This window comes from Diaphorobacter sp. JS3051, from assembly GCF_015832135.1.
In the GTDB taxonomy this organism is placed as follows: Bacteria; Pseudomonadota; Gammaproteobacteria; order Burkholderiales; family Burkholderiaceae_C; genus Diaphorobacter; species Diaphorobacter nitroreducens.
Genome location: NZ_CP065406.1, coordinates 201,240 through 222,184, shown reverse-complemented (window position 1 = coordinate 222,184; position 20,945 = coordinate 201,240). Strand labels below are relative to the sequence as shown.

17 protein-coding genes and 2 pseudogenes are annotated in these 20,945 nt (G+C 67.0%); 6 read left to right on the top strand and 13 right to left on the bottom strand.

All coding sequences use genetic code 11. From position 1 onward, the window contains the following. Positions 1 to 3: 3 nt before the first annotated feature. The 7 genes and pseudogenes from I3K84_RS01110 to I3K84_RS01080 all read right to left on the bottom strand — a co-directional run. Positions 4 to 1,137: pseudogene (locus I3K84_RS01110) on the bottom strand (DUF3375 domain-containing protein); the annotation flags it as partial. A 22-nt stretch (positions 1,138 to 1,159) separates the two neighbouring features. Then, positions 1,160 to 2,239, bottom strand: coding sequence for an IS630 family transposase (locus I3K84_RS01105; protein ID WP_005801445.1), 1,080 nt, complete (start codon positions 2,237 to 2,239; stop codon positions 1,160 to 1,162). A 74-nt stretch (positions 2,240 to 2,313) separates the two neighbouring features. Then, positions 2,314 to 2,661: pseudogene (locus I3K84_RS01100) on the bottom strand (DUF3375 family protein); the annotation flags it as partial. Positions 2,662 to 2,757: 96 nt separating this feature from the next. After that, a complete protein-coding gene (locus I3K84_RS01095) occupies positions 2,758 to 3,369 on the bottom strand; it encodes a type IV toxin-antitoxin system AbiEi family antitoxin domain-containing protein (protein ID WP_034038001.1) in 612 nt (203 codons plus the stop codon). Between the two features lie 308 nt (positions 3,370 to 3,677). Then, positions 3,678 to 4,592, bottom strand: coding sequence for a pseudouridine synthase (locus I3K84_RS01090; RefSeq protein WP_196995338.1), 915 nt, complete (start codon positions 4,590 to 4,592; stop codon positions 3,678 to 3,680). Between the two features lie 122 nt (positions 4,593 to 4,714). Further along, positions 4,715 to 4,978 (bottom strand): hypothetical protein, encoded by a 264-nt coding sequence (locus I3K84_RS01085; RefSeq protein ID WP_015913306.1) that lies wholly within the window; start codon positions 4,976 to 4,978, stop codon positions 4,715 to 4,717. Between the two features lie 17 nt (positions 4,979 to 4,995). Further along, positions 4,996 to 5,226 carry a hypothetical protein gene (locus I3K84_RS01080; RefSeq protein ID WP_041839010.1) on the bottom strand — a complete coding sequence of 77 codons (231 nt, stop codon included), beginning with the start codon at positions 5,224 to 5,226 and terminating at the stop codon, positions 4,996 to 4,998. 241 nt (positions 5,227 to 5,467) lie between these two features. Here I3K84_RS01080 and I3K84_RS01075 point away from each other — a divergent pair, with 241 nt between their 5' ends. Further along, positions 5,468 to 7,753, top strand: coding sequence for an AsmA family protein (locus tag I3K84_RS01075; RefSeq protein ID WP_196995337.1), 2,286 nt, complete (start codon positions 5,468 to 5,470; stop codon positions 7,751 to 7,753). Between the two features lie 92 nt (positions 7,754 to 7,845). Here I3K84_RS01075 and I3K84_RS01070 read toward each other — a convergent pair whose 3' ends face one another. The 3 genes from I3K84_RS01070 to I3K84_RS01065 all read right to left on the bottom strand — a co-directional run bounded on the left by I3K84_RS01070 (position 7,846) and on the right by I3K84_RS01065 (position 9,455). Continuing rightward, on the bottom strand, positions 7,846 to 8,526 hold the full coding sequence (locus I3K84_RS01070; protein ID WP_231403384.1) for a sensor histidine kinase: 681 nt from the start codon (positions 8,524 to 8,526) through the stop codon (positions 7,846 to 7,848). After that, the gene (locus I3K84_RS22160) at positions 8,526 to 8,678 is read right to left on the bottom strand and encodes a hypothetical protein (protein ID WP_231403383.1); all 153 of its coding nucleotides are present in this window, start codon (positions 8,676 to 8,678) and stop codon (positions 8,526 to 8,528) included. Before I3K84_RS22160 ends, I3K84_RS01070 begins: the two co-directional genes overlap by 1 nt. A 63-nt stretch (positions 8,679 to 8,741) precedes the next feature. Beyond that, on the bottom strand, positions 8,742 to 9,455 hold the full coding sequence (locus I3K84_RS01065) for a response regulator transcription factor (protein WP_162844542.1): 714 nt from the start codon (positions 9,453 to 9,455) through the stop codon (positions 8,742 to 8,744). Between the two features lie 713 nt (positions 9,456 to 10,168). Between I3K84_RS01065 and I3K84_RS01060 the strand changes: the two genes are divergently transcribed. The 4 genes from I3K84_RS01060 to I3K84_RS01045 all read left to right on the top strand — a co-directional run bounded on the left by I3K84_RS01060 (position 10,169) and on the right by I3K84_RS01045 (position 14,374). Continuing rightward, positions 10,169 to 10,759 (top strand): hypothetical protein, encoded by a 591-nt coding sequence (locus tag I3K84_RS01060; protein WP_196995336.1) that lies wholly within the window; start codon positions 10,169 to 10,171, stop codon positions 10,757 to 10,759. A 66-nt stretch (positions 10,760 to 10,825) separates the two neighbouring features. Then, positions 10,826 to 11,245, top strand: a complete 420-nt coding sequence (locus I3K84_RS01055; RefSeq protein WP_011805218.1) for a hypothetical protein — start codon at positions 10,826 to 10,828, stop codon at positions 11,243 to 11,245. 94 nt (positions 11,246 to 11,339) lie between these two features. Further along, complete coding sequence (locus tag I3K84_RS01050) at positions 11,340 to 13,085, top strand: DUF4384 domain-containing protein (protein ID WP_103738925.1); 1,746 nt, start codon at positions 11,340 to 11,342, stop codon at positions 13,083 to 13,085. A gap of 35 nt (positions 13,086 to 13,120) precedes the next feature. Beyond that, positions 13,121 to 14,374: an SEL1-like repeat protein gene (locus I3K84_RS01045; protein WP_196995335.1), complete on the top strand. Its 1,254-nt coding sequence runs from the start codon at positions 13,121 to 13,123 to the stop codon at positions 14,372 to 14,374. A gap of 63 nt (positions 14,375 to 14,437) precedes the next feature. On the opposite strand, the gene I3K84_RS01040 is transcribed toward I3K84_RS01045, so the two are convergent. The 3 genes from I3K84_RS01040 to imuA are packed head-to-tail and all read right to left on the bottom strand — an operon-like array spanning position 14,438 to position 19,771. Continuing rightward, positions 14,438 to 17,632, bottom strand: coding sequence for an error-prone DNA polymerase (locus tag I3K84_RS01040; protein ID WP_196995334.1), 3,195 nt, complete (start codon positions 17,630 to 17,632; stop codon positions 14,438 to 14,440). Continuing rightward, the gene (locus I3K84_RS01035; protein WP_196995333.1) at positions 17,629 to 19,038 is read right to left on the bottom strand and encodes a DNA polymerase Y family protein; all 1,410 of its coding nucleotides are present in this window, start codon (positions 19,036 to 19,038) and stop codon (positions 17,629 to 17,631) included. Before I3K84_RS01035 ends, I3K84_RS01040 begins: the two co-directional genes overlap by 4 nt. Next, the gene (imuA, locus tag I3K84_RS01030; protein ID WP_196995332.1) at positions 19,004 to 19,771 is read right to left on the bottom strand and encodes a translesion DNA synthesis-associated protein ImuA; all 768 of its coding nucleotides are present in this window, start codon (positions 19,769 to 19,771) and stop codon (positions 19,004 to 19,006) included. Before imuA ends, I3K84_RS01035 begins: the two co-directional genes overlap by 35 nt. 71 nt (positions 19,772 to 19,842) lie before the next feature. On the opposite strand from imuA, the gene I3K84_RS01025 reads away from it, so the two are divergent. Continuing rightward, entirely contained in the window at positions 19,843 to 20,844 is a 1,002-nt protein-coding gene (locus I3K84_RS01025; RefSeq protein ID WP_011805635.1) for an IS1595-like element ISCsp2 family transposase, read from the top strand. Positions 20,845 to 20,945 lie beyond the last annotated feature (101 nt).

Below are 20,945 nucleotides of genomic sequence, written 5' to 3'. Positions count from 1 at the left end.
CATTCAACGCGTAAAAATCACGCGGGGCATTCGCGCCCGCCGTCGTACCGTTGAGCCAGGCGCGTCCTGCACGGCCCATTCGATGATCTCCTGCACATCGTCATCCACCGTGGCTCTGAGGCCATCCAGCCCGCGGCTGCCTGCGTGGGCCAGTTCCAGCCAGGTGACCAGTTCGGCCAATCCCTGTTGCAGCGGCTGCGTCTCCAGCAGCGCGCGCAAGCTGATCTGCGACTGCTGGCGCAATGCCTGCCGCAGGGCCTCACGCAGGCGGGTCTTGTCCACCACGTGCTGGTCGAACAGGCGTGTGGTGTCGATGTCGTCGTCTTCGCCGGATTCAAGTATCAGTTCCGCTAGGCGTGGCTTGGCATGGAGCGCAAACAGGGGGCGTTCCTGCGGCAAGGCGATGTCCGCGCCCATCTCGTCGAGGAGCATCACTTCGCCGGTCGGTGGCATGTCGCGCAAGGCCAGCGCCTTGGTCTCGATGTTGCGCAACAGTTCGAGGATGCGACGGTTTTCCTGGAAGGCCCGGTCATCCAGGAAGCGGCGCAGTTGTTGCGACAACTGCGCCACCATGCGTTGGGTATGTTCGCCCGCTTCCAGCCAATCGTGGTGCACCCGGCGGGTGCGCGGCTCCGGCTTGAGCGCAGCCACGGCGGGCAGGTCGAGGATCTGGTCGAGCCGTGTGGACAGTTCTTCCTGGCGACGGCTGGACATCAGGAAATCCCAGAATGCACGGAAGCTGCGCCCCTGGTCGGAATCCCCGATGGCGTCGCGCTCGCCCATGACTTCGTCGAGTAAAGCCCCCTTGCTGCCGTCCCACAACGCGATCTTCTCGCGGACGCTGCGGTCGAGCTGGCGGAAGTTGTGTTCCACCTGGCGGAAATCGCTCAATAGCTCGCGCGCCAACTGCTGGAACTGCAGAAAACGATCCTTGATGCCCGTGTCATCCATGAGCGGTACATCACCGGACAGGACGCGGCCGATCTCGGCATCGATCTCGTTCCGCTTGCGACGCAGTTCCTCCAGGCGCCTGGCTGGATCAGCCTCGCTTCCGGTGCTGATCTGCTCCAGCAGCGCAAACAAGGTCAGCAGGCGCGATTCGGTACCGACGAAAGGCCGTTCGGTCAGCGACACTAGTGTGGTGTCTCAAAAGTAATCATCAAATAATGGTACTCGCTGCCCGCGCCACAGATGCCAAGATGGTGTCCGCACTTTTATGCCACACGAACGGCTTGGGATCCTCGTTGTGACGATCAATGTATTCCCGTATGGATTGCTCCAGCTGAGCAACGCTGGTGTGGGCGCTGCGCTTGATCCACTGCTCGCTGATCTGGCTAAAGAAACGCTCGACCAGATTGAGCCAGGACGCTGAGGTGGGCGTGAAGTGAACGTGGTAGCGAGGATGGGCTGCTAGCCAGGCCCGCACTGCCTGCGTCTTGTGCGTGCCGTAGTTGTCCATGATCAGGTGGATGTCTTGTTCGCCAGGCACCGCTGCATCGATGGCTTTGAGGAACTGCAGGAATTCCACACTGCGGTGACGGCGCTTGAGCTGTCCTATGACTTTGCCAGTGGCCACATCCAGCGCTGCAAACAGCGACGTTGTGCCATGGCGCTTGTAATCGTGCGTGCGCGTGCTGGGTTTGCCAAACGTCAGTGGTAACCCTGGTTGGGTGCGATCCAGAGCCTGGATCTGGCTCTTCTCGTCCACGCACAGCACCAAGGCGCGATCGGGTGGTGCCATATACAGCCCCACCACATCCCGTACCTTGTCCACGAAATGGGGATCCGTCGATAGCTTGAAGGTTTCTTGCAGGTGCGGCTTCAGCCCAAAGGCATGCCAGATGCGCTGCACCGTCGCGGGCGATACGCCAGCGTGCCGACTCATCTGGCGCACGCTCCAGTGCGTGGCGTTGTCAGGCTTGCTCTGGCGAACCTTGTCCACAATGAGCTGAACCTGCTCGTCGCCCACACTGCGCGGGCGGCCAGCGCGCGGGGCATCGGTCAAACCCGCCAGACGATACGCCCGGTAGCGCCGCCGCCACTTGGAGACAGTTTGCACCGTCGTGCCCAAGCGTTGGGCAATCATGGTGCCCGACTCCCCATCTGCGCAGCCCAGCACGATTCGCATGCGCAGCTTCTCGTCCTCGGGCGCTTTGCGTACGCGCAGTCGCGCATGCAGCTCTGCGCGCTCGGCATCGGTGATCTGCAGCTTCGTGGCGGGGCGTCCAGGGTGGGCCATCAGCGTAGTCTCCTATAAGGAAGCTGATTCGACCAACACCGGTCAAAATAGTTCTATCTATTTTTGAGACACCACACTAGCCAGGCGATGGCCTTTTCCGTGGCAGGGGTGAGATCGAACTGGGCCTCGTCGGTGCCGGGTTTGTAGAACTTGCGCAGCCAGCCCTTGTCCGGCGCGCACCAGTCATTCAGATATTCGGTTGCGGTTTTCGGATACACCTCGACACCGAGTTGTTCGCGCAGCGCAAACAGCTCGTCTTCCAGCATTTCGGCCAGATCCGCTTCGCTCGTCAGCCGCACGTTCGGTGCAACGAACACCCGGTACAGGAAGCTTGCTACCAATGGCGCATGTGGCGAGGCCAGCAATCGCCATGCAGGATGCCGATCGCGGTATGTGGTGAGTGTGAGGTGGTCGAGTGCCATGATGGGCTGCCTTATTCGAGCCGTTCGCTGACAACGACGTCTCGATCCGAATGCACGGATCGGCTTGCCCGGAAAGCGCGAATCAAGGCGGCGTGGTCACTCATGCGAAACCGCCTCCAGGTAGGGACGCATTACATTTGCGACCCGGCAGACCTTGGCATGGCGCCATAGGTCATCGGCTGAAGCCTTGCGTGTCTTCCAGGCAGCCTTCAGCGCCTCAATGGCCACGTCCAGGCCGATCTGGTTGCGGTGCTTGAAGCAGTCCGCCACGGTTTTTGCGGCACTGTAGATCCGCAGTCTGGCGCCATCGCGTTCGTGCTCATCAATGCCCAAGGCATAGGCATCACCCGCCATCTGCACCATCTTGATCGGTGGGTGCTCGATACGTGGGGTGTGGCTGCCACGAGGCATGGCAATCCAAACCTGGCGAGGCAGTTGCGTGGTCAGTTCGTGGAACTGGAGTGCCGTCAGCAAGCAGAACACGGCTTTGGGAACCTTGACTGCAATCGAGGCGAGGTCCTCCTTCTCGGAGATGGGGTTGCCTGGCAAACGGTAGAGGCCGCGCCCGACACGCTCCAACTGCCCGGAAGTGGACAGACGTGTCAGCACCACCCGCGGCGCGCCGATGGTGTCCAAGTCGCGGGTGCGCAGGAAGCCCTGCTTGTGGAGCAGGGCAAGAGCGCGCTGGGCATGTGAGGATCTTTCCATTGCCCCAAAGATGTTCCTTGATTTCGTTGATCTTATACATCAAACGATAGAATGAAACACGTCTGCATGGAGCGCGCGTTGATGACTGACCGTGAATGTCAGCAGACAAATGCGGATAGGATCTGGTTGCCGACGCGGTACGTCCGGTACATAATCTGGCCTGATTCCGTAGCGCCAACGGAATAAACCCGTTATCAATCAATGATTTGAGTGCGGCGTGATGTTCCCATCACCCGCTCCAGCATTCCGGCAAGGCGTGCTGCAACGCGGCCTTCCGGCTGCTCTCCCCTCCCCCACTTTTCCACACACTAATCCGTCAGCGGGCGCAGTTTCAGCCGACTGTCAAACCGCCGCGCCTCTCCGCTGAGGGGATCGGTAAAGGCAAGCGTGCGCGCCAGCAGTTGCAGCGGGTTGGAATAGTCCCCTTCCGGCGGGTCGTTCACCTCCGGGTAGAACGCATCGCCGCGCAGCGGCAGGCCCAGCGCGGCCATGTGCACGCGCAACTGGTGGCGCTTTCCGGTGATGGGCTCCAGGCGGTAGCGCGCCCAGGGTGACGCAACCTCCAACACGTCGATGTGCGTGCGCGCGTTGGGCGTGCCGGGCACCTCGTGCATGCGAAAAAAATGGCCGCTTTCCTCCAGCCGGCTTTCATGGATGCACGGCAGCGGCAGGTCGGCACGCCACGGTGCAACGGCCTCATAGACCTTGTGCACCCGTCTGTCGCGAAAGAGGGCCTGGTAGGTGCCGCGCGTTGCCCGCTGCACGGAAAACAGCACCAGGCCCGCCGTGTCGCGGTCGATGCGGTGCACGGGGGACAACTCGCTCAGGCCCAGCCGGCGCTTCAAGCGCACCAGCAGGGTTTGCTGAAGATAGCGGCCCGCGGGCACCACGGGCAGGAAGTGGGGTTTGTCGGCCACAAGGATGTGCGCATCCTGGTAGAGCACGGTTTCGTAGAACGGCAACTCGGGCTCGGGCGGCAGTTCGCGGTAGTAGTAGTAGCGTACGCCCGGCGTGAACGGGCTGCACTCCGTGGCGGCCGTGCCGAACTCGTCCACCACTTCGTTCGCGCGCAGGCGGCGCAGCCAGTCCTCGCGCGACACGGCGGGCAGGCGCTGTGCGAGGAAGTCCACCAGAAGCCCCTGCCCCGCCGAGGGCAGAACCACGCAACTGGGGTTGACGCCGTCGCGCATGGGCAGGACCCGGGGATCGTGGCTGTTGTGCATGGGGCCGCGATTGTAGGGGCCCCAGGCTCCCGCTCCATGCAACAATACTATTGTTTTGATAGCTATTAGCGCTTGATGGTAAAGCGCTAGAGGCTATTTTGTCTTGGGTTGCAAACCGACGATCACGACGCGCGATCCACGCCGTCCAACGCCTCGTCGATGGCTTGCTTGATCCGTGCGAGTGTGTGCAGGTCTCCCTCCGATCCTTCCACGGGCGCCCACCGTATGGCGTCCATATGGGCTATCGCGTGTTGCGAGATGGCCGCCACGCTGACCTGGACCGGCGTGCCGGCAGCGGCAGGCGTGGCCTCAGGAATAGGAATGCGGATCAGGAAGCCGCGATAACCCTCTTCCAGGACCTGGGGCAGCGCAGGCGTTGCATCCATCGCGGTGGGCTCCGGTGTCATGCGACCGCGGGCTTGCTCTCGCCCGATGCGATGGCCGCCAGGCCGCGCACCGCGGCATCGCGCGAGGTCCAGTGGTCATGCGGTAGGGGCAGCGTGCGTCCATCCACCTGGGCATGGGCGTAAAAGTAGCGGCGGCCATCCGGCGCCAGGCACAGCATGCCGGAATAGGTCACGCTGTCGGCCACGCCGAAGATCGTTTCCTGGGTGAGTGCGTCGGTCGTTTGCATGAGGGGCGCCTTGGTGTAAGTGAATGCAATGGCACCATTCTTGAAGCAACAGCTGTGGTTCAACGTAGGCCAAAGGCGCATGCACGCCCCGGCGGCGTCCTATGGGTGGGCTGTAGGACAAGCCCGGCAATCGCCGTACGCACGGCCCAGCGCGAGGATGTTCGCACTAGCATGGCTTCAAACACCACTCCGCGCCCTGAGGCAAGGCACACCCGTTTGGCCAGCTTGCGGCGCCTTTGCCATGCCCCCTGAGAACACGCCCACCGCCGCCTCCCTCCCCCGCCGTTCCACGCGCCAGCGCGTGCTGCGCTGGACGCTGGGCACGTTAGGCGCAGTGGTGGCGGGCCTGGCGCTGTTCATCGTGGTGCTGGTGAATTGGGACTGGAACCGCGCCAAACCCTGGGTGAACGACAAGGTGAGCGAGGCCACGGGGCGCACCTTCTCCATTGATGGCGATCTGTCGGCGGAGTGGCACTGGCCCCAACCGCTGGAAGAAGGCTGGCGCCGTTGGGTACCCGGTGTGACCGTGCGTGCCCAGCAGCTCTCCCTGAGCAATCCGGAGGGCTTTGAGGTGCCGGAAGCACCGGGCAAAGGCACGGACCAACTGCCCGCCCTTCCCCCGCGCCCCGAGCCAGCTGCGCCCGCAGGTGATGCCGACGCACCCACGGCTGCGGCAGCGCCCGCGTCCGTGGGTTCGGCGGCGGCCGACGCCGCGCGCGCCGTCGCGCTGAAGGTGGGGGATACCCAAGCGAATGCTCCGGCACGCCCACTCACGGGCATGGGCACCATCGCCAGCGCCAGCGCCACATTGCGCCTGCTGCCGCTGCTGTCCCGCACGCTGCTGCTCGACACGGTCGTACTGACTGCGCCCGACATCGTGCTGGCGCGCCGGCAGGACGGGCGCAACAACTGGACCTTCACACGCTCCCATGCCCGAGAGAGCACTGCCGAGGACAACCCTTGGGATCTGCGCTTGAACCAGCTCGTCGTGCGCGACGGCTGGTTGGGCTATGCCGACGGCCTGAAGGATTTGGCGCTGCGCGCCCGCATCGACACCCTGCCCACTGGTGCACCGCAGGCCGAAGGCAAGTACGGCATGAAGATCGCGCTGCAGGGCACCTACCGCAAGGCGCGCATCACCGGAGAAGGACTGGCAGGACCGGTGCTGTCGCTGCGCCAGCAGGCCGCGCGGTATCCGCTGCGCTTTTCCGCGCGCTCGGGCAGCGTGCAGACACGGGTGGAAGGCGTGCTCAACAATCCCGCCGCGCTTTCGGGCATGGATCTGCAGGTGTTCGTGAAGGCGCCCAGCATGGCGGACCTGTATGAACTGACCGGCCTGGTGCTGCCCAACACGCCGCCGTTCCAGGTCGAGGGGCGCCTGCTCGGCAACCTGGCACCGGCCAAAGCGGTGTGGGAATACCGCGACTTCAACGGCACCGTGGGCAGCAGCGACCTGCACGGCAGCCTGACCTACACAGGCGGCGAGCCCCGTCCCAAGCTGCAGGGCCATATGACGTCCAAGCAACTGCGCCTGGCGGATCTGGGCCCGGTCCTGGGCGCGCCCAGCGGCGTGCGCGCACAGGAGAAAGGCACCTCGCGCCGCCCCGGCAAGGTGCTGCCCGATGCCCGCTTCGCCACCGACCGCTGGGGCGCCATGGACCTGGACCTGGCATTTGCCGGGCAGAAGGTGGTGCGCCCCGACAGCCTGCCACTGGACAACCTGAGCGTGCGCGCGGTGCTGGAAGACCGCCAGCTGCGCCTGACACCGCTGCGCTTTGGCGTGGCCCACGGCCGCATCGACTCCAACGTGCTGCTGGACAGCCGCACCGATCCGCTGCAGGTGCAGTTGCAGGGCTCGGTCCAGGGCCTGCAGCTGTCGGCCCTCTTTCCCAAGGTGGAGCGCATGCAAAAGAGCCTGGGGCGGCTGGACGGCGCTCTGGCGCTGACCGGCCAGGGGCAGTCGGTGGCGCGCATGCTGGCCACCAGCGGGGGCGAAGTGCGGCTGTACATCCGCGACGGCACGCTGAGCAAGGAATTGCTGGATCTGGCGGCGCTCAACCTGGGAAGCGTCATCGTCTCCAAACTGTTCGGCGACGACAAGGAGGTCAAGCTGCGCTGCGCCGTGGCCAACCTGGACGTACAAGGTGGCGTGGCCAGCACGCGCACCGTCAAGCTCAACACCGAGGAGGCCATCGTCGAAGCCAAGGGCACGGTGGACCTCGGCGACGAACTGCTCAACCTGCGCATCACGCCCGATTCGCTGAAGTGGAAATTCTTCTCACTGCGCACGCCGTTGTATGTGCGCGGCACCTTCGCTGATCCGCAGGTGGGGGTAGAACCCGGGCCGCTGCTGCTGCGCGCGGGGGCGGCGGTGGCCGCCGCCCTTACGGCGCCCGCGGCGCTGGCACTGCTGCCGATTACCGTGCCCGCCGCCGAGGACGACGCGCACTGCGCTGCACTTTTGGCCAAGGCCGGCGCGGCACCGGCATCTGCGCCGGCCAAGCCCGCCTCGCGCGCTCAACGTTAAAGCAGCCTGCAAGGCGCTCCAATAAAGCGCTAGCAGCTATTGTTTTAATAGTTTTCTTGGTGTGCGGCCTGGGTGGCACGCACTGGTCGTGTTCACTGCACGGCCGGAACCGTGAGTTGCACACACAGACCACGGCCTTCTTGCGGCAGCAGCTCCAGCCAGCCCGCCACCGCCGCCGCACGCGAGCGCATGCTGTCAATGCCGCGTCCCAGACTGTGGCACGCGGGCTCGCCGCTCGGCAGCCCTGCGCCGTTGTCCGCCACCTGCAACTGCCACGCCCTGCCCTGCAGCGTTTGCACGGAGTGCAGGCGGATCACGAGCGCCGTGGCGTCCGCATGCTGCAGCACATTGCTCACGGCTTCCTGGACGATGGCGGCTATCTCCCGCGCCACCTTGCCTTCTGGCAGGGCCAGTTCATCGTGTGGCGCAATCTCCCAGTGCAGCGCGATGCCGCGCCGGTCCAGCGCAGGCTGGATGCGGTGGCGCAGCCGCGCGAGCCGGTCCGCCAGGGAATCGTCCTCGCCGTCCATCGAATCCACCAAGAGGCGCAGGTCGAGCAGGCACAACTCCAGCGACTGCATCAGCGTCCCGTGTTCGGGGTCCCGCTCGTCCACCAGGGCGATGGCGTTGACGAGCTGGGACCCCACCTGGTCGTGCAGGTTGCGTGCAATGCGTTCGCGCTCGCGCTTCACATCAGGGCTGGGCCGGATGCTGCGCCGTGGGCGCCACTGCAGTGCGCGCGGCAACTGCACGATCAGCAAGATGCCCAGCACTACCAGGGCCCCAGGCCCAGCAGCTTCCAGCGCAACTGCGCCTGCAGACTCAGTTGCTCCGCAGAGACCAGCAGCAGGGTATCGACGGACATGGCAAGCAACCAGACAGCAACGCAGGCGATTGCAAAGGCCGGCGGACGGGTGCGAAACATGGAAATCTCCCTCATCCCTGCGGCAGGTGCGACGGACGTTTGTGCGCCCAGGCGGCTCTTCTTTCAGAACAGCCCGCGCAGTGACGCGAAGCGCACGGCCTGCGCCCGCGTGCGCACCTGCAGCTTGCGGTAGATGTTCTTGATGTGCGTGTTCACGGTCAGGCTGCTGATGAACAGCCGGTTGCCGATCTCGGCGCTGGTGTAACCGCTGGCCACCATGCGCAGCACTTCTTTCTCGCGCTGGGACAGGCGCTCGGTTTCCTGCTCCACGCGCCGCTGGGCGTGCGGGGCCGCGGCGCCGCTCGGGTCAAACCGCTGCAGCAGGCGACGCGCAAGGTTGGGGGTGATGGAAGCACCGCCGTTGGCTACCTGCAGTACCGCCTGGGGATAGCTGCCGAACCATGAGTTCTTGACGAGATAGCCCGTGGCACCCAGTTCAAAGGCGTGCAGCACCTGCTCATCGTTCTGCATGATGGAGATGACGATGGCCTCGGCCGTGGGGCGCACCGACTTCATGTAGTCGATCAGCATGAAGCCCTCGCCATCACCGAGGTTCAGGTCCACGAGCATCACATCGAACTCATGCTGCTTGATGGCCTTGCGGCCCTCGCGCACGCTGGTGGCCTGCGCTACCAGCAGCGTACGCTGGTCGCTCATCAGCTCTTGCGCGATGACGCGCCGCATGTGCGCATCGTCATCCACCAGCAAAACGCGCACGGGCTTTTCCAGTTGCCCCGCCAGAAAGTCCGGCCAGATGGAGGGCGGATTCTGGTGCATGGCGAATTGGCCTGGGGTGACAGACGTCCCCCGCGGAGCGGCCATTGCACCAGGAGGATCGTTGACGGGCAGCATAAAGAAGTCTCCAGACGGGGGCGCCTGTTGGCGGCCCCTCAGCGTTTGCACACCGTAACCACGGAAAGATCATCCCAACGCTTTGGGTGCTTTCCTCACAGGAAAACAAATTACACCGAAACATCCGGAGATATTCGTAATTTCTTCGTGAGTTACCTGACTCACATTTTGAAACTAACACAGATAAGGGATAAATCTCATTCAAACGCATTAATGGGAAATTTTCCCTTCGAAAGAATATGCAGGCTTTGCCAGCCGTTTTTGCAGTCCCGCCCGGTCTGACCTCCACTGGCAATAAACACATCCCATCCGCAGCGATTCGGTTGTTACCGAATGACACTACCTGGGAAACACCGCCGCGCCGGACCTTTTCAGCGCCTCTCTTGGCCCTCTTTCCTCTCTGACGCACGCATTTCCAGTGCTGTCAGAGACGCCCCCTTCTTCGGCTACCCGCGATGGGAGATGGATGCCGGAGGCCCCCCTGCGGAAACTGGAGCCAGACAAAAAGACGGGCGGCCTCCGGCATTCCTCCTCGGGTCGGGTGCGGTCTTTCTTCTTGTCGATGTAGCCGTGACACCGGTCATAACCCAAGCCACCGGAGGGCGCGGTCTTTTTGACACGTTATAGGAGAGACAGTCATGAAAGTTCTTGCATTTTTTGCGTTGAGTGCCGTCGCGACTGCTGCCATGGCAGTGCAACCGCCCAGCACCATCACCCTGAATGGGCCGTCCGTGCAAATGACCAACTCGGTTGGCACCGCCATCTCCAATACGTCCGGCGCACGCAACGAGGCATTGCAAAACATTGCCTCCAACGCCGGCCCCGTGCAGGTCTTTGCTGGGGGCTCGTCTACACAGACCGCCAATTTGGGCCTGGGTGCCGTGACCAACGAAGCCAAGGGTGAAGACGCCCTTGCCCGCCAGAACCTCGCCAGCAACAACGGCAAGGTGGAAATCCGCGCTGCCTCCACCCAGACGGTGAACAGCCTGGGTGCCGTGCTGAGCAACCTGGCCGATGGCAGCGATGCGCATGCCACCCAGAACGTCGCCTCCAACTACGGGCATGTGGTGGTAGCGGCAGCTTCTACCCAGACGGCCAATTTCATCGGTGGCAGCGCAGTCAACCAGGCCAAGGGCTCGCACTCGTTCGCGGTGCAGAACATCTCCTCCAATGACGCTTGCGCCGAGGATCCCTGCCCCGGCGGCAACTGCTATCGCCCCAACTGGTGAGTCCGCGAGCGCCGGGCCTACTGTAGGCCTGGCGCTTTTTGTGCAGGTTGCTTGAGGAGATTCGCCATGCTCAGTCGCGCAACACGCTTCCTGGCGCCCGCCACGGCAGCCCTGGCCCTCTGCGCCGCGGCACCCGCCTGGGCCGCGCCGGGAGAAGACCCGGTGGTGCTGGACAAGAAGGTCAATGTGCAGATGCAGCCGTTGCCTTCTGCGCCGCGCTCCGGCTACATCAACCACGACACCGGCCTGCCCGCCTGGCAGCAGGCGCGCCTGACCCGTTACGTGGCCAAGGCGTTCTCTGGCGACACCACGGGCATCGTGACCGAAAAGGACGTCGTCAACGCGGTGAACACGCAAGGCTCCAAGGTCGTGTGCTCGCAATCCGTGGGCAGCAACTTCGGCACCGCGGCCTCGGGTGGCACCGGCAAGCCCGGCGCCGACCAGGTGGTGGTGCTGCGAGGGGATCTGGTCAATATCTGCTGGTGACGGCCACCAGCGTGCGGGCGCGGCCGGGCATGCGCCGCGCGCCTGCTCGGCCGCGCCAGAGGGTTGGATAACGCGAAGACGAGAGGGCTTTGCCATGAACACCGCAACCACACTTCCCCGCGGTCCTGGCCGCAACGGCGCCCCACGCCGTGGCGCTGCCTGGCTGATGCTGGCGGGCGCTCTACTGCTCAGTGCCTGCACAACGCCGCTGGACCCCCGCAAGGACGCATCGCTGCAGCAGGCGGCTTATACGACGGACCGCCCCGTCGTGCGCCCGACGCGCTCGGTCTCCAGCTTCTCGGATTCGCTGATGTGCATGGACCACATGCTGCGCGCCGCGCAGGTGCCCACCACGCTCATCACCAGCAAGCAGGTCATCGATTATTCCAGCCGCGTGCCCGTTGCTGCCAAGGACATGATCATCACCTCTCTGTCGCAGATGTCGCGGCTGTCCAACGCCTTCCGCTACGTGGACTATGAGGTGGACATCGTGCGCCAGGATACGGTGCAGAACCTCACCACCATCTTGCTCAACAACAACCTCATGCAACTGCAGCGCCCCGCGCTGTACGTGTCGGGTGCCATTGCGTTCGTGGACCAGAACGTGGCCACCAACCGCTTCGACGCCGGCACCTCCGCCAGCCGCCTGGACACAGGCTACAGCCGCAACCGCTCGGCCACCGTGATCGGCCTGGAGATGCACCTGGGGGACTTTCGCACGCGCACGCTGATTCCCGGACTGGACTCGGCCAATGAGGTGGTCATCGGCAGCGGCAGCCAGGGCCTGGACGTGGCCGGGCGCATCGGCAGCTACGGCGTCAACTTCAACGTGGGGCGCGACTACGCGCTGGGCGCCGGCGGCGCCATGCGCACGCTGATTGACCTGGCCACCATCGAGCTGGTGGGCAAGTGGGCACGCGTGCCCTACTGGCAGTGCCTGACGCTGGAACAAACGCATCCCGACTTTCAGCGCCAGATGCGCGACTGGTTCGACGAAAGCGGCGGCGTAGGCCAGGCCACGCTGGTGCAGAACTCGCTGATCGCCCAGGGCTACCTGCAGGCGGGCACCGACCTGCTGGCGCTGGACTCGCCCGCGCTGCGCACCGCGCTCACGCAGTTCCAGATCGACAGCCTGCTGGTGCCCACCGGCGTGCTGGACTTCTCCACCTACGAGCGCGCGATGCGCCACTTCGTGACGTTGGCACCCGATGGCTCCCTGCAACGGGTGGGCTGGGGCCCGTCGGGCCCCACCGGCAGCATGGCCGAGAACAAAGGGGATTCCACGCCCGTGCGCACCTCGGGCCTCGTGCTCACCTCCACCACGCCCCCGCCACGGCGCATCGACATGCAGATCGAGAATGCGCTGCCTCCGGGCATGGAACCCACTTTCGAAGTCGGCGAGCAGGTGTTCGTGTCGGCCACCGTGTCGCGCACCTCACACATGTACTGCTACTTTGCCGACCCCTCGGGCAACGTCATGCGACTCACGCCCAACCAGGTCACGCCGCATTCGCTGGTGGCGGCGAACCAGGCGCTGCGACTGCCCGACTGGCTGGTGCCCAACCCGGCCTTCATCATGGACGCGAGCCGCCCTGGCACCGAGCGCGTGGCCTGCTTTGCCGCCGAAACCGACGTGCTGCCCCGGCTGCCCGCGCCACTGCAAGGCGCAGGGCTGGTCAACATTCCCGGCTACCGCACCATCGAGGACATCGACAAGGCCTTCCAGCAGGGCGTGGGCACCAGTGGCTACGTGAAGTCCGAGGTGTACTGGAAGACCCAGCCCAAGAAAACCCAGCCCGCGGCGGCCGCACCTGCCGCCCCGCAGCCCGCCAAGCGCTGAGGGCGCGGCCCGCCCCACCTCGCCAGGACGCCGCCATGACGCCCCTGCTCCGCCCTTTCGCGCCCCGGGCCGGTGCCGCCCTGCCGCCCGGCGGCAGACGACTGGCCCTGCCGGTCGTGCTGCTCCTGGCGTGCACGCTGCTGGCTCCGGCCCAAGCGCGCATCGAAGCGCTGCCGCAGCCCGCCATCCAGCCCAGCCAGGGCGGCGGCGACTTCACGCCGCCGGCGGTGCAGCCCGCGGCCCCGCTGATCGAGCCATCCGGCTCCTCCAGCGTGCCGCGCATCCAGCCCTCCGGCCAACCCCAGGCCGAACCGCTGCGCCTGCCCCAGCCCGAGGACGAGGCCACCCTGGCGCAGTTGCGCCGGTTGCGCGCCACGGCGCTGGCGCCAGCGCGCAAGGGCAGCGCAGCGGAAAAGGCCGCCGCGCGCAGCGCCTGGGTCCTGGGCCTGCTGTACCTGCACGGCGAGCGCGTGCCCCTGGACCGCACGCAGGCGCGGTACTGGTTCGAGCGCGCCCGCGCGCTGGGTGAGCCCTACGCCAGCGCCGGCCTGGCCTGGTGCGAGATCGATGGCTGCGTGGGCCCGCCGCAACCTGCGGCCGCGCGCCCGTGGATCGCCCAGTTGCGTGCGGTGGACGCGCCGCTGGCGCTGCTGCTGGAATGGTGGGCGCAGGAGCGCCTGGCCCCGCTGCCGCCTCCCGCCGCCGCACCGCGCGCGCCGGATGCGCCCCCGCAGGAGAACGGACACGCAGCCCTGCTGCAGCGCGCCGCCCAGGCCGGCAGTGCCCAGGCGCTCAACGAACTGGGCCTGCGCCAGATCGCCGCGGCGCGCTTGCCCGATGCGCTGGCACAGTTCCGCGCGGCGGCGCCGCGCTCGCCCGCGGCAGCCTCCAATGCCCGGCTGCTGGCCAGCCGCATGGAGCAGACCATCAGCGCACAGCCCGCCCCGCACACGGCCGACGAATGGCTGGCGCAGGCGCGCCGCTACCACCGCGGCGACGGCGTGCCGTCCAATTACACCGAAGCCATCCGCCTGTACCAGATCGCCGCCGCCAGCGGCAGCCGACCCGCCAAGCGCATGCTGGAGCTGATCTACTCGCGCCCCGCGCCCGACGGCACGATCGATGTGGCCTGGATGCGCCAGCTCTCCACCATGGAGCTGTCGCCCGAGGGTTCGGTGCTCACCCTGCAGCCGCCGCCCACACCGCAGCTGTTCGTGCGCGACCCCACGCCGCTGTACGCGCTGATTCCACAGGAATGGCGCTCGGGCCGGCCCGTGGGGCCATGCTGACTATCGTTTTGATAGCTGTCAGCGCTTGTCACATAAGCGCCAGAGCCTTATTTCTCTTGAAACTCAATGGAAGTCGCGGCTGCCGTCCAGCGCCTGCGCCAGGCGGCCCAGCAGCGGCGTGAGGTCCTTGAACCGCTCGCCCACCAGGTGGCGCACGGCCGTGTCCGCGCCCGGTGCGCGGGCACACTGCCACACGCCCTCCACCGCCAGCAGGCGCGAGCGCAGCAGCGCGCTGCGCCAGCGCTCCAGCCGCGCGGGCCACACGATCACATTGACCGAGCCGGTCTCGTCCTCCAGCGTGACGAACATCGTGCCGTTGGCTGAGCCCGGCCGCTGGCGCACGGTGACGATGCCGCAGGCACGCACGCGCCGCCCATGGGGCGCCGATTGCAACTGCTGCGCCGTGGCCAGCCGCCAGCGCTGCAGCTTCTCGCGCAGCAGCGCCAGGGGGTGGCGCCGCAGCGTCAGGCCCGTGGCGGCGTAGTCCCACAAGATGTCTTCGCCCTCTGGTGCGGCGGGCAACTGCAGGGCGGCCTCATGCACGGGCGCGTCCTGCAGCAGCGGCGGAGCGCGCAGCTGGGCCGCGGCGTCCCACATCTGCTGGCGCCGGTGGCCCGCCAGCGCGCGCAGCGCATCAGCCGCGGCCAGGGCCTGCAGATCCTGCCGGTCCAGCCGCGCGCGCAGGGCCAGGTCTTCGCTGTTGACAAAGGGGCCGCTGCCGCGCGCCTGCACCAGCCGCTCGGCCGCCGCCGCGCCCAGCCCCGCCACCAGCCGCAGGCCCAGGCGCACGGCCGGCTGCGCCAAGGACACGCCGGCAACGGGTGCCAGGGGCTCCTCCAGTGTGCAGTCCACGTCGCTCGTCGCCACGTCGATGGGCAGCACGCGCACGCCATGGCGGCGCGCGTCCTGCACCAGTTGCGCCGGTGTGTAAAAGCCCAGCGGCTGCGCATTGAGCAGCGCGGCCAGGAAGCACGCAGGCTCGTGCCGCTTGAGCCAGCTGCTGGCGTAGGCCAGCAGCGCAAAGCTGTAGGCATGGCTTTCGGGAAAGCCGTATTCGCCAAAGCCCAGGATCTGCTGGAACAGCCGGTCGGCAAATTCCGGCGGGTAGCCGTTCGCCAACAGACCGTCCTTGAAGGGCTTCTCGAAGCGGTGCACCTCGCCCTTGCGCCGCCAGGCGGCCATGGAGCGGCGCAGCTCGTCGGCCTGGCCCGCGCTGAAGCCCGCGCCGTCGATGGCGATCTGCATCACCTGTTCCTGGAAGATGGGCACGCCCAGCGTGCGCCGCAGGGCGTTGCCGAGCCTCGGGTATTCAATGGGGAACGGCTCCTCGCGCTTCGTGCGCTGCCTGCGCTGCCACTGGCGCCGGCGCTCGCGCGCCTGCAGGTAGGGGTGCACCATGCCGCCCTGGATGGGCCCGGGCCGCACGATCGCCACCTGCACCACCAGGTCGTAGAACTCGCGCGGCTGCAGGCGCGGCAGCATGCTCATCTGCGCGCGGCTCTCGATCTGGAACACGCCCACGGTGTCAGCGCGGCAGACCATGTCGTAGGTGGCCGGGTCTTCGGGCGGGATGTCGGCCAGGTCCCATGATTCGCCCCGCAGCGCGGCACGCATTTCCAGGCAGCGGCGCAGCGCGCTGAGCATGCCCAGCGCCAGCACGTCCACCTTCAAGAGGCCCATGGCGTCCAGATCGTCCTTGTCCCACTGGATGATGGAGCGCCCGTCCATGGCGGCCGGCTCCACGGGCACCAGGCGCGTGAGCTTGCCCTCGGTGAGCACGAAGCCGCCCACGTGCTGGCTCAGGTGGCGCGGAAAGCCGCGCAACTGGCGCGCCAGCTGCAGCCACAGCGCGGCCGTGTGCGCGCCCAGCGGCTCGCCCAGGCGCTCGGCCAGCGCCAGCAGGTGCTCCGTGGCCAGCACGTCGTCGAACCAGTGGTGTTCCTTGGCGAACGCATCCACCAGCGCCGGCGCCACGCCCAGGGCCTTGCCCACGTCGCGCAGGGCGCTGCGCGTGCGGTAGCTGATGACCACCGCGGCGATCGCGGAGCGATCGCGCCCGTACTTGTCGTAGATGTACTGGATGACGGTCTCGCGCCGGTCGTGCTCGAAGTCCACGTCGATGTCGGGCGGCTCGCTGCGTTCGCGGCTGATGAAACGCTCGAACAGCAGGCGCGTCTTCTGCGGGTCCACCGCCGTGATGCCCAGGCAATAACACACCGCCGAGTTGGCCGCCGAGCCCCGCCCCTGGCACAGGATGTCCTGGCTGCGCGCATAGCGCACGATGTCGTGCACCGTGAGGAAGTACATCTCGTACCCGCACTCGGCGATCAGCGCCAACTCCTTCTCGACCTGCGTCGCCACCGCTTCTGGCACGCCATCGGGGTAACGGACACGCGCGCCCTCCCAGGTGAGGCAGGCCAGCGTCTGGCTTGCCGTCATGCCGGGCTGCACGGTCTCCAGCGGGTAGCGGTACTTGATCTCGTTCAGGCTGAAGGTGCAGCGCGCCGCCACCTGCAGCGTGGCCGCCAGCAGCGCGGGTGGGTACAGGCCCGCCAGTCGGCTGCGTGGGCGCAGGCGCTTTTCGGCATGCGGCTGCAGCGCGAAGCCGCACGCGGCCACGCTGCGGCCCAGGCGCACGGCGGTCAGTACGTCCTGCAGCGGCTTGGCCGCGCGCGAGTGCATGTGCACGTCACCCGCGGCCACCAACGGCAGGCCCAGCTGCGCGCCGGCCTGCGTGAGCGTGCGCAGCCACAGACCGTCGTCCGGTGCGGTGTGCAGCTCTACCGCCAGCCAGCAGTTAGAGCCAAATAGGCCTCTAACGCTTTCTAGACAAGCGCTGACAGCTATTAAATCAGAAGCATCCACAAACGCCTCACGACGGAGCGCCAGCAGCACCTCGCAGCCCTGCAGCAGCGCCCAGGGCGACTGAGCATCCACGCGGTAGCCGCCCTTGCCGGCACGCTGGCGCGCGGCGGTAATGAATTCGCACAGGTCGCCCCAGCCTTGCACGTCGCGCGCCAGCGCCACGATGCGCACGTCGCCCCAGCAGAACTCGCTGCCCACGATGAGCGGCAGGCCCAGCGCCTGCGCCGCGCCATGGGCGCGCACCACGCCGGCGACGGAGCATTCGTCGGTCAGCGCCAGGGCGCTGTAGCCCAGTTTGTGCGCGCGCTGCACCAGTTCCTGCGGGTGCGAGGCGCCGCGCTGAAAGCTGAAGTTGCTCAGCGCGTGCAGCTCTGCGTAGGCGGGCAGCATCATCCGTACACCCCCTGCAAGAACCAGCCGCCCGTCGCCCGGTCGCGGAAGATCCAGACGGTGCCCGCCGCCGGGTTGTGGGCAACGAAATAGTCGCGCCGCACCAGGGCCGAGCCACCGTCCTGCGCGCCATTGTGTGCATTGCCTTGCACATCGCTCTCGTCGTCGTTCAGGTCCGCTGCGGCCTCCCACCAGCCGGTTTCCACGCGCTGCGGTCCGTCCAGCAAGCGCAGCGGCTGGCCGTGCAGGCAAGGCCGGCTGCCGCGCAGGGCCAGCGGCCGCGGAGGCCTCACGAGCCAGGGCGGAAGCAAGGGCGCAAGGGTGCAGTCCTGTGCGGGCGCCGGCGGCGCGGCGCGGGCCGCCAAGGCCGGTTGCCACTGTTGCATGCATTCGGGACGGTGGTCTGCCTGGGACCGCGGCACCCGCAGGCTGTCCGCGCCCAGGCGGGCCGAGAGGCGCTCGACGAACTGGTGCCAGGGCTCGCCCTGCCCCGCCCCCGCGTCGCCTGGCTGGGGCGGCAGCAGGTCCGCGCTGGCCTGTGGCATGGGCGCGGTTTGCAGGCTGCGCAGCGCCAGCCGGCTCACGGGCGCGGCCAGGCGCTGGTGCGCCAGGCGCTCGGCCAGCAGGCGGCGCAGGTGCGCCATGCCCTGCAGCGGTTCGGCCGTGCGCAGCGTGAGGCTCTGCCAGGGGGGCAGGTCCACGCCGTCGATACGGCGCAGGTCATGGCGCCAGGCCAGCTCCAGCGCCTGCACGCCCTGGTGGCGCGCGCGCAGCCAGCCCTGCAGTGCATCCAGCAGGCGCTGGCCGGCCCACAGCAGCGCGGGGGCCGATTCGGCCAGCGCGGGCAGTTCCAGCTCCAGCGCGAACTGCTCGGGCAGCGTGATCCAGTCCAGGCCATGCGGTGCGTCGCCCCAGGCACGGTCCAGCGCCGCCAGGGGTTCGGCGCCGAAGCGCCGCGCCACCCCGGCGCGCGGCAGCGCACGCACGGCGCCCCAGGTGCGGCAGCCCAGCTGCTGCAGCGCCTGGGCATGCGGGCGCAGCGCCGAGAGGGTGGCAACCGGCAGATCGTGCGGCAGCCGCCGCGGCACGGGCCGGCCCTGGCGCTGCAGGCGCAGCAGGGCCAGGGCCTGCAGCGCCGTGGGCGCACTGGCCCAGAGAGGTCCGCCCTCCAGGGTTTCGGGCCCGGGGGGCGCGTGGTCACGCAGCAGGCTTTGCAGAGCGGCGCGCCCGCCCCACAGGCGTTCGGTACCGCTCACCTCCAGCAGCAGCGCCTCGTCCACAAGGGCCACGCGCGGCGTGAAGCGCAGCGCCCACCAGCCCTGCGCGGCAGGCGGCAGGCCGATCACGGACCCGGTGGCGGGCCCGGTCGTGGCCTCAATGGGTGGCAAGTGCCAGGCAAGCCAATGCATCCTCCACCTCCTGCGGTGTGCGGCCCCCCATGCCCCAGGCGGCCGCCTGCACCTGGCGGCGCCATTGGGCCTGTGCCTGCAGCGCCGCGGCCAGTACCGGCGGGCGTGCGGGCAGTGCCACGGGCTGCGCCAGCGGCGGGCCGCGCCGCTTGACGACATGGACGTGCAGCTCCTCGCCCTGCGGTTGCAGCCACAGGCGCAGCGGCGCGGGCGATGCCTGCGCGCGCGAGCGCTCGGGACGCATCACCCACAGCAGCTGTCGGTGCTGCGCAGCCGCCAGCTGCAGCCGCCGCAGCACGGCGGCAGGCACCTGCGGCAGCCAGGCCAGCACGGCGCGCACGTCGCGGCAACGCAGCGCCTGTTCGCAGGCCCATGCCGCGGCCATGTCCGCACGCGGGCTGGGCGGGTGAATGCAGCACAGCCGGTCGGCGGCAAGCCCCAGGGGTTGCAGCGCCGGCAGGAAGGGCTCCAGCGGCGGCGTGACCAGTACCGCGCGTCCCGGGCCTTGCGCCAGGTGCGCGGCCAGGGCCGGCATCACCAGGGCCCACTCGGGATGGGCCTGGGGAGGCAGCAGCAACTCGCTCATGCACCCCAACGGCCACCCCCCACCGGGCAGTTGCGCATCCAGCGGCGCATGACCCGTGGCCAGCGCCGGCTGCGACGCGTGCGCCCAGGCATCGCCCTGCCAGACGCCGGGCAGCGCGTTCAGGGAAGAGGAAAGAAAAGCCGCCATGCGAACCGCCGATGAATACTGTTCAAATATAAGGGGTATCTATTTAGCTCCAGTGACGTGAGAATAGCTGGATGGAAACCCAGATGCTAACGCCAACTCCTGGAGGGGACTACCCCCGCACCTGGAACGAATTTCTTGACTGGTTTGCCACCGAAGAGGCTTGCCAGGCGTTCCTGGAGAAGCTTCGGTGGCCCCAAGGCTTCGTCTGCCCGCGTTGCGGCAACGCTGGCGATGTGTACCGCGCCAGCCGCACCCGCCTGATGTGCCGCTCATGCCAGTACCAAGGCACAGTGACATCTGGAACCATCTTTGACAAGACGCGCACACCGCTGCGTGTCTGGCTGGCTGCAGCTTGGTACCTGACCAATCAGAAACAAGGCGTGAGCGCCCTGGGGCTGCAGCGCGTATTGGGTTTGGGGAGCTACCAGACCGCCTGGACCATGCTGCACCGGTTTCGACGTGCCATGGTCCGCCCGGGCCGGGACAAGCTCAAGGGGCTTGTGGAGGTGGATGAAACGTACCTGTCCATCACGGATCGCAAGAATCCCGCCACCCCTGCAGGGCGCAAGAGCAGCACCACCAAAGTGTTGATGGTCATGGCGGTGGAGATCGTGGAGCCCAAGGGGTTTGGGCGCATCCGGTTACGCCGCATTGACCGAGACGCCGCCACCCACGTAATCCCCTTTGTGCAGGAGGTGGTCGAGCCTGGAGCCCAGGTACGCACGGATGGTTCGGCGGCATACCGCGCTCTGGGAGAACTGGGTTACACCCACCAGCGCACCGTCATGCTCGGCTCAGGCGTACCTGCCCATGTCTCCATGGCGGGAGTGCACCGGGTCGCCTCACTGGTACAGCGCTGGGTGCTGGGAACACATCATGGCTCTGTACAGCCAGACCACCTGGACGCCTATCTCGATGAATTCGTGTTCCGTTTCAACCGGCGCACATCCAGCTCACGCGGGATGCTGTTTTACCGCTTGCTGCAGCAAGCGGTGGTTACGCCGCCAGTGACGTATGGGGATGTCGTGAGCAAGAACACCGGGGAGAGCCAATCGGATACCATTGCTGGATGAAATCACAGTATCAATGGGGCTGCTGGAGCTAAATAGATACCCCTTTTAAATATACAGTAATCATCGGCGATTGGCGGCTCCAACCCGGCCGGCGTCAGGGC

Excerpts from the sequence above, each read along its gene's own strand:
- imuA (WP_196995332.1), bottom strand. The coding sequence starts at position 19,771 with ATGGCGGCTTTTCTTTCCTCTTCCCTGAACGCGCTGCCCGGCGTCTGG.
- I3K84_RS01065 (WP_162844542.1), bottom strand. The coding sequence starts at position 9,455 with ATGCACCAGAATCCGCCCTCCATCTGGCCGGACTTTCTGGCGGGGCAA.
- I3K84_RS01025 (WP_011805635.1), top strand. The coding sequence starts at position 19,843 with ATGGAAACCCAGATGCTAACGCCAACTCCTGGAGGGGACTACCCCCGC.
- I3K84_RS01035 (WP_196995333.1), bottom strand. The coding sequence starts at position 19,038 with ATGCATTGGCTTGCCTGGCACTTGCCACCCATTGAGGCCACGACCGGG.
- I3K84_RS01085 (WP_015913306.1), bottom strand. The coding sequence starts at position 4,978 with ATGGATGCAACGCCTGCGCTGCCCCAGGTCCTGGAAGAGGGTTATCGC.
- I3K84_RS01095 (WP_034038001.1), bottom strand. The coding sequence starts at position 3,369 with ATGGAAAGATCCTCACATGCCCAGCGCGCTCTTGCCCTGCTCCACAAG.
- I3K84_RS01040 (WP_196995334.1), bottom strand. The coding sequence starts at position 17,632 with ATGATGCTGCCCGCCTACGCAGAGCTGCACGCGCTGAGCAACTTCAGC.
- I3K84_RS01060 (WP_196995336.1), top strand. The coding sequence starts at position 10,169 with ATGAAAGTTCTTGCATTTTTTGCGTTGAGTGCCGTCGCGACTGCTGCC.
- I3K84_RS22160 (WP_231403383.1), bottom strand. The coding sequence starts at position 8,678 with ATGTTTCGCACCCGTCCGCCGGCCTTTGCAATCGCCTGCGTTGCTGTC.
- I3K84_RS01080 (WP_041839010.1), bottom strand. The coding sequence starts at position 5,226 with ATGCAAACGACCGACGCACTCACCCAGGAAACGATCTTCGGCGTGGCC.
- I3K84_RS01090 (WP_196995338.1), bottom strand. The coding sequence starts at position 4,592 with ATGCACAACAGCCACGATCCCCGGGTCCTGCCCATGCGCGACGGCGTC.
- I3K84_RS01105 (WP_005801445.1), bottom strand. The coding sequence starts at position 2,239 with ATGGCCCACCCTGGACGCCCCGCCACGAAGCTGCAGATCACCGATGCC.
- I3K84_RS01055 (WP_011805218.1), top strand. The coding sequence starts at position 10,826 with ATGCTCAGTCGCGCAACACGCTTCCTGGCGCCCGCCACGGCAGCCCTG.
- I3K84_RS01050 (WP_103738925.1), top strand. The coding sequence starts at position 11,340 with ATGAACACCGCAACCACACTTCCCCGCGGTCCTGGCCGCAACGGCGCC.
- I3K84_RS01075 (WP_196995337.1), top strand. The coding sequence starts at position 5,468 with ATGCCCCCTGAGAACACGCCCACCGCCGCCTCCCTCCCCCGCCGTTCC.
- I3K84_RS01045 (WP_196995335.1), top strand. The coding sequence starts at position 13,121 with ATGACGCCCCTGCTCCGCCCTTTCGCGCCCCGGGCCGGTGCCGCCCTG.